The sequence below is a fragment of the Fangia hongkongensis FSC776 = DSM 21703 genome, from assembly GCF_000379445.1.
In the GTDB taxonomy this organism is placed as follows: Bacteria; Pseudomonadota; Gammaproteobacteria; order Francisellales; family Francisellaceae; genus Fangia; species Fangia hongkongensis.
The window spans coordinates 25360-38948 of record NZ_KB902245.1 but is presented as its reverse complement, the minus strand read 5'-3'; the positions used below and the strand labels follow the sequence as shown (position 1 = coordinate 38948).

General features: G+C 35.0%; 15 protein-coding genes. 13 read left to right on the top strand and 2 right to left on the bottom strand.

What is annotated here, in order from left to right; translation table 11 throughout:
* Positions 1-41 precede the first annotated feature (41 nt).
* The 9 genes from A37Q_RS0104705 (at position 42) to A37Q_RS0104665 (ending at position 10107) form a co-directional block, all read left to right on the top strand.
* Complete coding sequence (locus tag A37Q_RS0104705) at positions 42-683, top strand: DotI/IcmL/TraM family protein (protein WP_169710232.1); 642 nt, start codon at positions 42-44, stop codon at positions 681-683.
* Positions 673-1800: a DotH/IcmK family type IV secretion protein gene (locus A37Q_RS0104700; protein WP_018299124.1), complete on the top strand. Its 1128-nt coding sequence runs from the start codon at positions 673-675 to the stop codon at positions 1798-1800. Before A37Q_RS0104705 ends, A37Q_RS0104700 begins: the two co-directional genes overlap by 11 nt.
* The gene (locus A37Q_RS0104695; protein ID WP_018299123.1) at positions 1797-3005 is read left to right on the top strand and encodes a DotG/IcmE/VirB10 family type IV secretion system protein; all 1209 of its coding nucleotides are present in this window, start codon (positions 1797-1799) and stop codon (positions 3003-3005) included. Before A37Q_RS0104700 ends, A37Q_RS0104695 begins: the two co-directional genes overlap by 4 nt.
* A 17-nt stretch (positions 3006-3022) precedes the next feature.
* Positions 3023-4123, top strand: a complete 1101-nt coding sequence (locus A37Q_RS0104690; RefSeq protein ID WP_018299122.1) for a thioredoxin fold domain-containing protein — start codon at positions 3023-3025, stop codon at positions 4121-4123.
* A gap of 2 nt (positions 4124-4125) precedes the next feature.
* Positions 4126-5328, top strand: coding sequence for a hypothetical protein (locus A37Q_RS0104685; RefSeq protein ID WP_018299121.1), 1203 nt, complete (start codon positions 4126-4128; stop codon positions 5326-5328).
* Between the two features lie 9 nt (positions 5329-5337).
* The gene (locus A37Q_RS0104680) at positions 5338-6129 is read left to right on the top strand and encodes a hypothetical protein (protein ID WP_018299120.1); all 792 of its coding nucleotides are present in this window, start codon (positions 5338-5340) and stop codon (positions 6127-6129) included.
* A complete protein-coding gene (locus A37Q_RS15800; protein ID WP_018299119.1) occupies positions 6099-6725 on the top strand; it encodes a restriction endonuclease in 627 nt (208 codons plus the stop codon). Before A37Q_RS0104680 ends, A37Q_RS15800 begins: the two co-directional genes overlap by 31 nt.
* A 13-nt stretch (positions 6726-6738) precedes the next feature.
* A complete protein-coding gene (locus A37Q_RS0104670) occupies positions 6739-9297 on the top strand; it encodes a DotA/TraY family protein (RefSeq protein ID WP_018299118.1) in 2559 nt (852 codons plus the stop codon).
* Between the two features lie 93 nt (positions 9298-9390).
* Positions 9391-10107 (top strand): hypothetical protein, encoded by a 717-nt coding sequence (locus A37Q_RS0104665; protein ID WP_018299117.1) that lies wholly within the window; start codon positions 9391-9393, stop codon positions 10105-10107.
* A gap of 46 nt (positions 10108-10153) precedes the next feature.
* Here the strand turns inward: A37Q_RS0104665 and A37Q_RS0104660 are convergent, their stop codons facing one another.
* On the bottom strand, positions 10154-10777 hold the full coding sequence (locus A37Q_RS0104660; protein WP_018299116.1) for a hypothetical protein: 624 nt from the start codon (positions 10775-10777) through the stop codon (positions 10154-10156).
* A gap of 143 nt (positions 10778-10920) precedes the next feature.
* On the opposite strand from A37Q_RS0104660, the gene A37Q_RS0104655 reads away from it, so the two are divergent.
* The 4 genes from A37Q_RS0104655 (at position 10921) to A37Q_RS0104635 (ending at position 12145) form a co-directional block, all read left to right on the top strand.
* Positions 10921-11175 carry a type II toxin-antitoxin system prevent-host-death family antitoxin gene (locus A37Q_RS0104655; protein WP_018299115.1) on the top strand — a complete coding sequence of 85 codons (255 nt, stop codon included), beginning with the start codon at positions 10921-10923 and terminating at the stop codon, positions 11173-11175.
* On the top strand, positions 11172-11426 hold the full coding sequence (locus A37Q_RS0104650; RefSeq protein ID WP_018299114.1) for a Txe/YoeB family addiction module toxin: 255 nt from the start codon (positions 11172-11174) through the stop codon (positions 11424-11426). The genes A37Q_RS0104655 and A37Q_RS0104650 overlap by 4 nt, the downstream gene beginning before the upstream one ends.
* Positions 11427-11581: 155 nt before the next feature.
* Entirely contained in the window at positions 11582-11851 is a 270-nt protein-coding gene (locus tag A37Q_RS0104640; protein ID WP_018299112.1) for a hypothetical protein, read from the top strand.
* A 57-nt stretch (positions 11852-11908) separates the two neighbouring features.
* On the top strand, positions 11909-12145 hold the full coding sequence (locus tag A37Q_RS0104635; protein WP_018299111.1) for a hypothetical protein: 237 nt from the start codon (positions 11909-11911) through the stop codon (positions 12143-12145).
* A gap of 23 nt (positions 12146-12168) precedes the next feature.
* On the opposite strand, the gene A37Q_RS0104630 is transcribed toward A37Q_RS0104635, so the two are convergent.
* On the bottom strand, positions 12169-13554 hold the full coding sequence (locus A37Q_RS0104630; RefSeq protein ID WP_018299110.1) for a replication initiation protein: 1386 nt from the start codon (positions 13552-13554) through the stop codon (positions 12169-12171).
* Positions 13555-13589 lie beyond the last annotated feature (35 nt).

Genomic DNA, 13589 nt, shown 5'->3' with positions numbered 1-13589 from the left:
TATTCAACAAAAAGCACAAAGCTAAACAGCATAACCTTGTTATGCAACGATGTGCATTAGAACACCGAAAAGGGGTATTTCTAAAGCGTTATATTGTTGTCATGATTGTTAGCATTTTATATATGCTATGGCTAAATGGATCCTTAAGACAAAGCAATAACTGGGTCTATTACTTCTCGCTGAACAAACAAGGTCAGTTTGAACAAGTTAACCCACTGACAGTACCACAGCCCTTTACACAAGATGAAATTATTGATTATGCAACGGACGTGGTATATCAAATGTTTTCAGTTACACCGAATACGTATAAACATCAGTATAAAGAGCTTTTTAGTTTAGATTTTCATTATCGTGACCACATTCGCGATGTCAAAGACACATTGGATCAATCCGGTATTCTTGAGAATTTAAAATCAGGCTGGATGTATAGTGTTGAAAAGCTTGGTACGCCGGTCGTTAAAACGGCGCTCATTACTGATAATGGACAAAAAGTCTACGCGTGGCAGATTACCTTCACAGGGTTTACTTTATATGGGCGTAATTCAAGCTCTGAAAGTAAGACATCCGGAGATTTACAAATCAGAATTGTCAAAACACCATTTATGGGCGCCCCGAATGAGTTGTCTGTCATTTCTGTCTTTTTAGGGAACTTTAAAGACGTGGGGAGCAAATATGGTTATTAGAAATATAATTGGCTCACTGTTGTTAATCTTTCTTATTGTCGCGTATAGCTTTAGTTATGCTATGGAAGATAACGCCTCAAGTGACACTCAACCACACGATGATACGGCTAAGTCATCAAATTCGTATCGCGAAAAATATGAGGAATTTAAAAAAAATGAAGATGAAAGATATTATGCCTATTTGATATCAGGGTTAAAAGATAAAGATCAATTAACCCCTACTCAAATCAAAGCATTAAAAACGCTAAAGTATCAAATTGAAGCTGCTAAATTTCAAACAAAACCACTTAAAAGAGTACGCCAAACACTTATTTACAGTGAAGATAACCCCCCAACGATCTATATAGGCAAAAGTCAGTTATCTACCATTAGCTTTGTTGATCGTGCTGGGAATCCTTACCCGATTCAAAGTTATGAGGTCAGTGACCCTCAAGCATTTAACGTCTCTCAAAGAGCAAAGGGTAGTTTAAATAGATCAAGTAACCAAAGTAGTAAATACACGCAATTTACTCAGGATAAAAGCAATGTGCCCAACACAGAAAAAACGGAAAAAGAAAACGCTATACCGGCGTATATGCTGAATTCATTAACCATAAGAGGGCAAGCAGATTTTGCTAATGGAAGTGTGGTTGTGTACCTCATTGGTAAAGCAAACCCAATCTATTTAGTACTTGAGAGCAGTGCAAAAGAATATAACTATCAATCGGATATCACCGTGGACGGGTTAACAGCTGCATCTTTGGCACAAACCTCTATCACAGGGGTGAGTTATGATAGACCCAGCAATGAGATTATGATGTTCTTAAATGGCACGCCACCTAAAGGGGCTTTACGCTTTAATATCAGTTTATCTAATTCTGAGGTATGGAAGTTAGGGCGTTATTTTTATCTTAGAACCAAAGCTGAATTGATGTCACCGGCGTATATTACCCGAGCTAAAACTTCAACTGGTTTCAGTGTGTATAAAATCCTTGCCACCTCTCATATTATCAATGTATCTGAGCATGGGAGATTATTAAGCGCCGCTATTGAAGAACCAATCAAAATCTTAACTAATGCAGAAATTCAACACCAATACGGAGAAAATACTATGAATGGGCAAGGGGGCATGGAATGAAGTCAAAGCACAATCAGAGAGTCAAAGCACGAAACTGGCAGTTTACTCTGTCATTTATTTTGGCGGTTTTGATGATTATTCTTGCTGTTTTTGCCTATATGTATTTTTCATCCGATAAAAACATAGGGGATTTTACAACCATTAACTCCCGTGCGCAGCAATCGCAAAGTGACTATGTTAATTCAGCGTATGTTAAAAACAATCGTGAAGAGTTTGAACAAAAACAAGCAGCTATGGCAGCAAAAGAGGGTAGATCACATATTGTGATTGGTTCAATTAATGCTATTGAACCGACAAAAAAACAACCGCCCCGTGTGATGGATGCGTACAAAAAACCTGAAAGTTTTAGCGAGCGGCTAAAGCAAAGAAATCAACAACAAAAGCAACATAATCATATGAGTAATGATGTTCAGAAAAAAGAGGATGGTGATGGCACGGTTGAGTTATCCAAAGCATTTAAAGATGCGTTAAAAAACATCTCTAGTGAAGATAAACAAACTCTAGATCAGCAAAAGACACAGCCTATTACAGTCACCACAGCGGACTATTACAGCACGTCAATGAAAGCAATCATAAAGCCACCTGTAGAGAACACCCCTATACAAAAAATTCTTGCTGGCACGACATTATATGCACTCATCGTTAACACTGTTAACTCTGATTTTAAGAATACACCAGTTGTCGCTAAGATAGAGATTGGCATGTATCGAGGGGCATATCTACTAGGTCAATTTGCAACGGATAATGAGTGGGCAAAGGGTATATCTATTACATTTAACAAAATGATATATAAATCTCAGGAGTACGCTATTAGTGCAATTGCTACCAATGCCGATTATCAACCGAACCTATATGATGATATTGATAACCACTGGTTTCAACGTATTGGCGGCAGTATTGTTGGTTCATTCTTAGGCGGTGTCAAAGGCTTAGCAAAACAATACGAAGGCACCAATCAAAACGTCATTCTTACAGAAGGGGGAGGATCAACACAGTATGGATCTAAACCTGATAGCAAGCAACTAGCAATTGGCTTTGCAGGTGGTGCAGCAGGGGATCTATCCAGTCAACTGGAACCCACCTTTAAAGCGATGTGGAATCGCCCATCAACCGTGACCGTTAATGCAGGTCATGCAATAGGGGTATTGTTCACAAATACAGTCGAATTTACCCATTCATCTAACAGACAAACACATAGCAATTAATCAATATGGAGAGCTACATGATCAACACAAAAAAAATACTATCAACACTCATACTATCAACATTTGCAATAGGCGCTTTTGCAACAGGGTATCCAGCGCCATCACAAAATGAAATTATAAAAAGCGCATCTAACACCAAGAAAATTACCAATAGCATCAATGATGCTCAGCTACTTTCACCGATTAAAGACGCTATACCAAATTTAGTCGTGTTTGATATTCACAACTCACAGATAGGCGATTACAAGGAGGTTGAAAGTAATGCCGGAACGCTATTTGTAGATGGAAAAGGAAACGTGTTAATGGGCGCTAAAAAAGTCATGTTAATTAATTATGATCATAGTGACCTCACTAACATCGAGATGTTGAAAAAAGTAATACATGAAAGCACCGGTTACACTGTCACCGCGTATAACCAAGATGGTGGCATGTATTATTTTAAAGCAGGGGATATCACCATCGTGACAAATAAAAATGTTCTTGATACGCCTTATGCCTTGATGGGCGCTTTTGTAACAACTACACAGTTAGCTGAAATTAAATCACATATTAATAGTAACAGCCAAGTACAGACAACAAAGTCGCCTTCTCCGGTAGTAAACCAAGAGCAATTACAAGCTAAAAAAAGAGCTGGCAGAAAAGCGGTATTAAAGTACATTGATAAAAATTACCCGAATAACCTTATTTATTTTAAAACAGAAAAAGCGGATCCAATCGCAACTTTGACAGTATTTACTGATTATAGCTGTGCGCACTGTCAAGACTTTCATAAGCACCTAAAATCGCTATTAAATGAAGGCTATAACGTCAATTATATATTGATGCCACGAGATCCAAGAAAGGAAGAAGTTGTCAAAAATATGCAGCAGGCACTATGTGCCGTGAACCCAACAAAGACGACTGAGTATTTGTATCAATACCATCGCTTACCAAGTGATTTAAAAGAAAGAGATAACTGTCAGGTTAAGATAAAAGATAATTTGTCCTTTGCTGAAGGTTTCAGTGTTACAGGAACACCTACCATTGTCGCCTCTAATGGATATATGACCTCCGGCTTCTCAACGACATTTGGATTATTAAATCAATTGGGATTAACAAAGGTTCAAAAGGGGGCATAGTCATGCAAAAAATTATTAATACAACAGTAAAAACAGCAATGTGCATCGCCCTTGCATCAACAGGCTATGCTAGTTTATCAATCAGTGACTATCAGCCAGAGAAAGTTCAACTATCAGATGCGCCAAATGGAAATGAAATGGCAACAGTATCTAATATGCCACTCGATATCTATCTCAAAAGTATTTATTCAGGGTACTCTGTCAAGTTTGACCAAATGAACAATATGCCAATCTCTATTCAAGCTTCAGATAAAGTGGCGAATAATGCCCCATCTATTTTGGGTTATTTATCTAAAACTTATCAAATCTCATTTGATCTTAATAACACCACGCACACTATTTCAGTGACACCGAGCAATAATGTTAGTTATCAATCATATCAAGAAGGCTTAAAGGCACTTAATAAAGAAAGAGCTGACCTAGCATTAGATTATCAACAAAAAACAAAAAATTATGATCATCTTGCGAATGAAAATACGGTGCTATATCAGCATTTACAAGCACTATCTCAATCAGGTGATGACCTTGATAATGAACTGAAAAAGCTACTACAAAATGGTGAGCTATCAAAAGAAGATACGGCGAAGATTAAACACGTTCTTAATAAGTGGCAGCTTACGCAAAATAAGCTACCTAAGCACCTTAAAGACATGGATAGTGCGCCTCTAATTAAGCCTGTGAAGCAACAAGAGAGTAAAGTGGCTCCACGCATTATTGATAACCTGTTGGTTGTTTCTCCATTTATACCAGAAACAGAGAAAAAACATATTGAGTCAATCTATACGAAAAATAAAAATCTGGTTGAAGATGAGAAAATTAAAGACAGTGAATTTATTAATGCCTTTATTGCTGAGCTAGACAATAAAGAGCTGCATGTCTATCAGAATACAAAGACCCATAAAACCGCTATTGCTAAAACAACAGAAAATGCCCAACTACTCACGAATGATAAGGTCTTTTATGCCTTTAAAGGTGATAGCGTAAAAGAGATATTCACGAAGTGGGGCAAGAAAGAACATATTGATTTTGACTTATCAGATGTGCCGGTATCAGTGCTTAATATTAAGCTCTCAGAAAATCATATTTATAAAGGGGTTATTCTCAGTTCAAAAGATCAGATTAATGCCGTTGGTGAGCTATTAAAAATGGCAATTACTAGTCTAAAAAATCAAGAAAATGCCAAAGCGATTCAGTCGAAAAAATAAGGGTTGTTTATGTCTGATCATCTCACTGAAATTAAGTGGAATATTTACGAAAATCCTGTGTCTTTTGACTGTGTTGCCAATATTACCATTGAAACGATACGATATATTGACGCGCCTGAAAAAGGGCAAAGTATTCAGGTCACATATCAGAGAAAAAATGAAGATAAAAAGACACTGAATATTCCGCATTATATCAGTAGTTTTTATCCAGTTATTTTGGAAGATAAGCCGAGAGTTATTTTACACGGTTATTTCAATAGCAATACAGGGGATTGTTATTATACGATTGCTACAAGGTTAATTAAAAAACATCAATGTAGTAACCAAAAGACAGATGATTTACAGCAAAGCAAAAAGAAAAAAAGCAAACTAGCAACGGCTTTAAATTTATCGACACTCTATCTATTTAAAGATATTAAATCTATCAGTAAAAAGGTCGCAAGAGTCGCCTATAAACCCACAAGTATCTCTTCTCATGTTGCCAAAGATATGAAATCGGTTAAGCCATTATTTAGCTTACCCGATTACAAAAAAGATCAAGCTTTTTTAGATCGATTTACGGATGAGCAATCACAAAAGCTCACGCGCATGTACACTTGGCTTACGGCATTGTTTCTTTTCATCCCATATCCCTATCTTTGGTATTTCAATCTTTATGGTCAAAGCATGGGGTATATCTTTATTGGCATTATGTATTTTATTGCCTTGATCGCTTTACGCGCAAGATATGAAGCCAAATACAAAAAGCGTACAAAAGTGTTTGAGTTTGTATGGAAGCTTATGACTTGGAGGTTTATGTGATGATTGCGATTGATGAAATACTAACAAAAAAACCATCATCTCCATCTACCCATTCTCTCAAACGATTTATTGCAAAGGCTGTTGAAAATGCATGGTTGAATTTTGTGGTAAGAAAAAGCACTCACAGCACAAATATACGACAAGCGCGAAAAATTATGTGCCTATTAAACAAAGAAGAATTTAGAGCCTCTATGCCTCAATTTTATAATTACATTCGCAAAGTTGATCCTTTAGTCTTTGAAGAGTTGCTACTGTACTGTTTTGCCGTGCGAGGATTCAAGATAAAACGAAATAATAGATACACCGGAGATGGTGGGGTTGATGGGATGGTAGCACTTGGAGAAAATACAAATGTCTATAATGGTGGTAAATGGTGGCTTATTCAAGCAAAACGCTATCAGAGTCATATCAACCCCGAACACATCAATGATTTTAAGCGCGTGATGTCTCAAATGAATTGTGCTGGAGGTCTCTTTATTCATACCGGAAAAACAGGCGGAAAATCTTATTTGCATTTAGGGCAATACAAACACAAGTTGCAATTGATCAGTGGGGAAAAATTGCACCAGTTAATTTGCTATGCATTGGTAAAGTAAAGGGGGAGGGGAAATGAAATTATTTGGAAAAATAAGACGTTTGATATGGGTTACTACTACCACTTTCATATTGATGGTTTTCAGTTTTAGTGGCGCCTATGCTGAGACACCTGATTGGTCACAGTTATTTGAAAATCATGGATTTGTTTATGATGTGATTAAGCTGATTTTTGGTAATTTCATCACTTATTATGGTGGCGGAAGTGATAACGCCGCCGAAATGTACAATATCATCACACATCTAGGGTGGTGGGCGTGTTGGGCTGGGATGATCCTTGCTGTCATTATTGTTGTGATTAAGGCGCTTAACTTTTATCGCGTTGCAGAAGATCCAAGTATGCAAGGGAAAAGCCAACTCACCATGTTTTTAATGCTGGGTGTTGTCATTATGATATTATTTCCAGCTTCACCCAGTGGTTCATTGATGCAGAATGTAGGCGGTATTAAAGTGCCTTTATGGGGTGATGCGTTTGGTAATATGGTTTATAAAAGTACAATCAGTGAAATGCTCAAACCGCCTGAGCTTGCCAATACTGATGTCAATGCCAGTAAGATCGCATCACAGATATTTAGTGCAGAAGTTTGCTCTTTTGGTGTGCAAGCACACTCAGAAGAAAATAATCAGCAATTAGCCGATGTCTACAAAGACGGTAAAATTGTACCAGTTAAGTCAAACTTGGATATTGCTTATGGGCTAAGCGATACCAACGAAATATTATATAAAACCACACAGATGAGTTTAAATGTCTCTGATTATTCACGATTAAGTAAGGTGATGTTCTCCCCTAAAGTTAATACAAACTTTATTGGGCAGGGATTCTCTCAAGCAACTTCTGATGTGTGTGGCACACTGATATTCCCAGAGGAAAAGTCAGGCACAACTGTATTTGATCAAATATCACAAAGACAAAGTGATGACTTAAAAAGAGCAATTATTAATTTAGTGAACAACCTTGCACCGGCAGCGCAGCTTATGCAGGTTGTCAGTGAAAATAATATTAATATGGAAAGTAATGATGACACTACAGCACAAGATGCTATTGCAGAGATAAGAGATCGATATTTGAATGCAGTTCAAAATTATATCAATGAAGTCAAATCTATTCCAAATGATATCAATGTGAATGTGGTAAGTGACAGCAAAATGAAGGCATTTATTGATGAGTCCGGATGGGGATTGGCTGTACTATGGTGGAAGTTACTTGCAGATACGCAGTCCTCTTTTATTCAAAACTCGAGCGCCTTTAATAATTCAATGTCTGCTAAAACCATTCCTGTATGCTCAGATAAATCAAGCTTTGCGCTGTTAAATTATTTCTTTGGGGATAAGTACTGTGTGCCTCAAAGTTATTACGATACGATGGCGCGTAACTTAAAGGTGATGAGTGATAATATTAATGCACAATTGGCAGTTCAATCATCTGCAAGTGGTGGTTTGCAGCAAGATGCGTCAGCAGAGTTTAGTTCAATATGCAGTGCTTCTGGGTGCTCATTTGATACGGTTGATAATTGGTTAGGAAAAATACTTAAGAATAAACTATCAGAGGCTACAAATTCACAGTTATACCAGCAGGGAATAGGAGATAAGCAACTTAATAATATTGTTCAGTATACCAGCCAACAATCCATCTTTGACACTGCCTCTAGACTTGGGTCTTCATTATTTGCATATAGTTCAACCTTTTTTGGTTTAGGGTTTACTATTGAAATGGTTGCATCAGTATTAGACGGTGCTGGTAAAACAATTGCTGGATTTATTGGAAGTGCAATGGTCACTCAAGGCACTGCTGGCTTGCTACATCTGATATCAAATTATCTACTAAATGGAGCTTATATGCTGTGGGCGTTAGCTTGTAGCTTATTAATAATGCTGCCGTTTATGCCATTAATTATCTGGGGTGTATTGTTATTATCGTATTTTATTATGCTGATAGAAGCGTATATTGCGATTCCATTGAGTACGGCTTTATGGGTGGTTGAAGATCAAACCTTTATATCAGGGCGATTAATCCGCACTATTATGATGATATCAGCTTTATTCTTGCGACCATTTTTATTTATTGTGGGATTGGTTGCAGCTTTTGTATTATCACCTATAGCGCTCATGATATGGAATATTCTGTTTTTTTGGGGGAGTAGTTTGTTGACGACTTCTACTTTTTTAACCTCATTATTTTTAATAGGGATTTACACTGCTGGACTCTTAAAGTTTACAATGATCACTTACAATGTCGCCTTTATTATTCCGGATAAGATTTTGCAATGGATGGGATCTGGATTTGGGGATGTATCTGCCTTTGGCTCTCCTGCTGATTTTACCTCAATGTCCGGTGGCGGAGGAATGGGTATGGGTGGCTCAGGTGGTGGTGTTGGGTTTACTGGTACATTTAGTCGTGGGGCACATAATGCTGCAAAAGCATGGTCAGATAAAAAAGAAGAAGCTAAAGCAAACACACCTACTTCTTACGGCAGTAATGCTAATGTAAAAGTAAATGGGCAGTCACAAAGTGACTTAACTAATGCGGTGATCAAAAACGCAAATGTAAAATCGGGAGATTCTTATAACTTTTAAAGAAATCACTATAGGTATTCATAGCCAATAGTAGTTTATTTTAGCTAGATATGAATGTCAGGAATTAATCAATATTTTAAGGGGTAGTTTGACATGAATAAATTAGATGATAATACATTTTATCAATCACAAAGCATTTGGAATGATGATGAGGGAAATGCTTTTAAAATCATATTTGGATACTTCAAAGATAAAGAAACAGCTTATAATTTTCCCGCAACAGTAAGGTTGATTTGGGAATCTGGAGAATTTCATTTTTATGAAAAAGAGACAGTTAAGAGGTCTTTGGTGACAAGTGATGATATTAGATATGAAAATAATATGCAGCTTGAAAACATTGAGACATTGTATGATGTAATTACTGCGGGTCAAGATGACTTATTTTGGAGATCAAATTACACAAAACGTCTAGAATGTAGTAGCAGCGAGGTGATCACAAAAAAAATTGATCAAAGTATCGATGTTGCGTATCAAGAATTATGGCGATTGATATTTGTAATTATGGATAATCTAGCAGAGGTGATCAAATATGGCGGTGAGCTTGAAGTTGTAGGAGACTCACTAGACAATGCGCTTGATTTGTGGAAAAAGTCTATTCATTTAATGCAAGAGATTGAAATATTTTCATATCAAGCTCATGAGCATCATTTAACAATCATGAATAAGATTTTAAATGAGGTATTCAAAAGCATTAATATGAATAGTAGCTACAGATTGATCAAACTAGGTCAATCAAAAAAATATGAAGCGTTAAATGCTATTAATTTAGCACCTAAAGGACTGTTAAATGGGAAATATATTTTTAGGTAACTAATATGAGAATCTTTACCAATATATCAAATGTGATATGAAGGAATTAGCGCTTATTATTATTGTTAGAGCAGTTAATGGTATCAAAACCAGTATACACTTGTTGTTGTCCGGTGTACGCCATATATGTGGTTGTTTGTGAAACGTTATGAGCCGACTGGTTGAGTGAGTTATTAAGAGCAGAGAGCTTATTAAACTGGCGCTGAAAATCTTTGCGAATACTAGGCGTATTCATAATAGTTTCTTTCGCTATATTAATTAAACTATCTCTTTCATATGGCGTCATTTTACGAAAAGATTTTTTGTAAGTAGATAGTCCATTTGATCTTTTTCTAAATTCATCGGTACCAGTAAAAATTAAATAACTTATTCCATGAATTAATAAAAAAAATACAGCATATATTGCTGCTAAAGGAGCACATATAAATGAAATAATATCAACCAGCACTGTTACTACAAATGGAAGGTTATCCGTATATTGATATGTTTCAAGAAAAGCATATTGGTAAAATACAAAGGAAGATATAATGAAAACCCAAGTAAATACTTTCAACGCCAAAGTCCTTTGCCTAAAAAATAACTTATTAATCGCCAGACGCAACATATCATGACCATAGAGTTTGACGCCATTTTTGTCATAGTACAGCTTATTTAAGTCGAACTGTTCCATTATTCTCACTCCCTAATGGTAAGTTTTGTTGCCAGTTTAGCACTTACTTTACTTCATATTAAATGAAATCACAATTTGACATTAAAGTCAATACATTGTACAATCAAATTGAAATTAATAATTTAAAAAAGAGGTTAAAAGTAATGCAAAAAATAACCTATTCTGAATGTCGACAAAAATTCACACGCATGTTGAATAAAGTAAGTGAAGATCATGCGCCATTACTAATTACTCGTGAACGTGGAGAAGACGCAGTTTTAATGTCATTATCTGATTTTAATGCTTACGCTGAAACTGCCTATTTAATGAGTTCAGCAAATAATGCAGCGGAGTTATCAATGGCAATCAATGATTTAGATAATATGAAAAACATTGTTAAAAAGGACATTATCGAGTGATTTTATGTTGGCATGAAAAAGCTTGGTCTCAGTATTTATATTGGCAAGATACCAACAAAAAAACCGCTAAAAACATTAATAAACTTATAAAAGAAATTATGCGAGAACCATTTACTGGAATTGGTAAACCTGAGCCTTTAAAACATCAATGGCAAGGATGGTGGTCAAGGCGTATTGATTCAGTAAATCGTTTGGTTTATAAAGTAGATGGTGATAATATTTTAATAGCACAATGTAGATTTCATTATTGACGAAAAAGGCAACATTAAAATGGCAACAAAAACCTTAATTAAGCTCGAAATAGAATTAGAGGATTTAGAGAAAAAACGTAAATCACTTAATGTTAAAATGAAAATTAAATAAATAAGCAAGTAGCTTAAGCGCAAGGGAAAGGAAAAAACATTAAATGAGAGAAAATAATCAATTTAATACGGCAGAAACACTTGGAATGTTGGTAATATGTATTTTTGTCTTTTTAGGTGCCATAGAATTTATGTATAAAATCAATCCAACAAATCCATATATAGATGTGCCAGCATTAATAGAAGGTGCTAAATCTATTACAACAACTATTCATCAAACTACATGTGATTTTGCAGTGCATGATTTGATTTTTTCAGACACTCAGCTTGATGCAGATTATAAATATATTCTATCTTGCCCAATACCAAATTGAAATGATCAACGATACTTCAAATATATATAAATTAACCAATGTGTAAAAGGAAAAATAATGGCAACTAAAACTCTATCTAAACTTGAAGAAGAACTACAAGACCTTGAAAATAAGCGCAAGATAATCAACGTTAAAATTAAAGAAAAAAAAGACCAAATTGCTCATAAAAAACGGGTTGTTTTAGACAAAAAACTATCAACCCTCAATGATGATCAAATGGCGTTTTTAGTTGAATTGGCTGAAAAGGCGGATAATGAAAAAATTAAGACAGTTAAAGAGCTTTTGGGCGATTAAAAGCATCATATTTTATAAATACATTAAACTTGAGTCTCATCCATTTGTTTTTTAACTTTTTTAATCATAGTTTGTATATTTTTAAGCTCATTTTCATACTGCTCTTTAAGAGCTGAATTATATTCACATACTGGAGACTTAATATCTTTTTTTAAGCTATCATGCTCAAGTTTCAATTTGTGCAATTTCTCTTTAAGCTCATTAGTTTTTTGATTAAGTATATTGCTTTTACTGTCAGTGTTTTCTGTCATTTCAGCAGTGCTGTAGTTGTTAATAATTGCATTGATATACCACGCGACAGGATTTTTTATATCATTACCTTTTTTGAGCTTTACATAATGATAATAATCGTATTTTTCCCACAGTGGCTCAACTCCATATTTTTCAATGAGTTTGTCAATTTCATTTTCCTTAAAATTAAAGGTTTTAATTAACTTTTGTTTTAACTCATCATCTTGGTAAAACTGTTCTAAATCTTTTTCACTGGGGAATTCCAATTTTTTAGCCTTTTGTTTAGTAGTATTGACTCGTAATGTCAGTGTAAAGTTAATTACATTAACTTTCCTTGAACCATCTCGAACACCCTTCGTTTCAACTGTAAATTCCAAATTTGAGTTCTTATTTATCGCTTTAATTGTCCGGCTAAGTACAAATTGATTAAATGACCTATATTCCTCATATGTGTTTGGTTCACATAATATTTCTCTTAACTCACTTAAATATACATTAAAATCTGTTTTTCCATTAATATCTAGATTATAAAAATAAATACGACATAGTGCATATAATCTAGCTGTCTTAACATTGTTGATTGTTTTTATTTTTTCAATTTCTAATGAAGCATACCTTTTCAAATCAACAATATATGGATACATAAAATTAGAGATATAAACTGTTAATTCTTCTGTACTTGGATCATATGATGTGTCATGAAATATTTGAGTTAGGGTAAATCCTTCATCTTCATACCCTTTTATCTGTGCATCGATGTCAATAACTTTTGAATTCATGGCTATCGCTAACTCACGCAATGTCGATTTTTTTTGATTTGACTTGGTAGCCTTGATCATATCCAAATAATCTTCTTTACCAATAACTATAGGCTCTTTAGGTATATTTATAATTTCATTTTTCTTCGATCTTATAGCTTCTGATTTATCACTTATACTTAAGTTATTTTTATTTTTGTATAATTCTCTAATATCACTGCAAATTGATGAGACTTGATGTGCCTTTCTAACTAAATTGCCATCATTAGGGTTTATCTTAGCAATAACACCTAGCATGAATCTAAACTCGTTAATATTCCAAGGGTCGTAATCGACTGCATCGGTATTTTTAACTTTTGAACCCATCTTGCCTTTGATAAGTTCCAATGGCAAAACAGCTACTTTTTTAATTTGAACCATAGCTTTTAACCTTCTCATTAAAGCTAATTTTGCAT

Excerpts from the sequence above, each read along its gene's own strand:
- A37Q_RS0104705 (WP_169710232.1), top strand. The coding sequence starts at position 42 with ATGCAACGATGTGCATTAGAACACCGAAAAGGGGTATTTCTAAAGCGT.
- A37Q_RS0104690 (WP_018299122.1), top strand. The coding sequence starts at position 3,023 with ATGATCAACACAAAAAAAATACTATCAACACTCATACTATCAACATTT.
- A37Q_RS15800 (WP_018299119.1), top strand. The coding sequence starts at position 6,099 with ATGGAAGCTTATGACTTGGAGGTTTATGTGATGATTGCGATTGATGAA.
- A37Q_RS0104630 (WP_018299110.1), bottom strand. The coding sequence starts at position 13,554 with ATGGTTCAAATTAAAAAAGTAGCTGTTTTGCCATTGGAACTTATCAAA.
- A37Q_RS0104640 (WP_018299112.1), top strand. The coding sequence starts at position 11,582 with ATGAGAGAAAATAATCAATTTAATACGGCAGAAACACTTGGAATGTTG.
- A37Q_RS0104680 (WP_018299120.1), top strand. The coding sequence starts at position 5,338 with ATGTCTGATCATCTCACTGAAATTAAGTGGAATATTTACGAAAATCCT.
- A37Q_RS0104660 (WP_018299116.1), bottom strand. The coding sequence starts at position 10,777 with ATGGAACAGTTCGACTTAAATAAGCTGTACTATGACAAAAATGGCGTC.
- A37Q_RS0104695 (WP_018299123.1), top strand. The coding sequence starts at position 1,797 with ATGAAGTCAAAGCACAATCAGAGAGTCAAAGCACGAAACTGGCAGTTT.
- A37Q_RS0104670 (WP_018299118.1), top strand. The coding sequence starts at position 6,739 with ATGAAATTATTTGGAAAAATAAGACGTTTGATATGGGTTACTACTACC.
- A37Q_RS0104700 (WP_018299124.1), top strand. The coding sequence starts at position 673 with ATGGTTATTAGAAATATAATTGGCTCACTGTTGTTAATCTTTCTTATT.
- A37Q_RS0104685 (WP_018299121.1), top strand. The coding sequence starts at position 4,126 with ATGCAAAAAATTATTAATACAACAGTAAAAACAGCAATGTGCATCGCC.
- A37Q_RS0104665 (WP_018299117.1), top strand. The coding sequence starts at position 9,391 with ATGAATAAATTAGATGATAATACATTTTATCAATCACAAAGCATTTGG.
- A37Q_RS0104655 (WP_018299115.1), top strand. The coding sequence starts at position 10,921 with ATGCAAAAAATAACCTATTCTGAATGTCGACAAAAATTCACACGCATG.
- A37Q_RS0104635 (WP_018299111.1), top strand. The coding sequence starts at position 11,909 with ATGGCAACTAAAACTCTATCTAAACTTGAAGAAGAACTACAAGACCTT.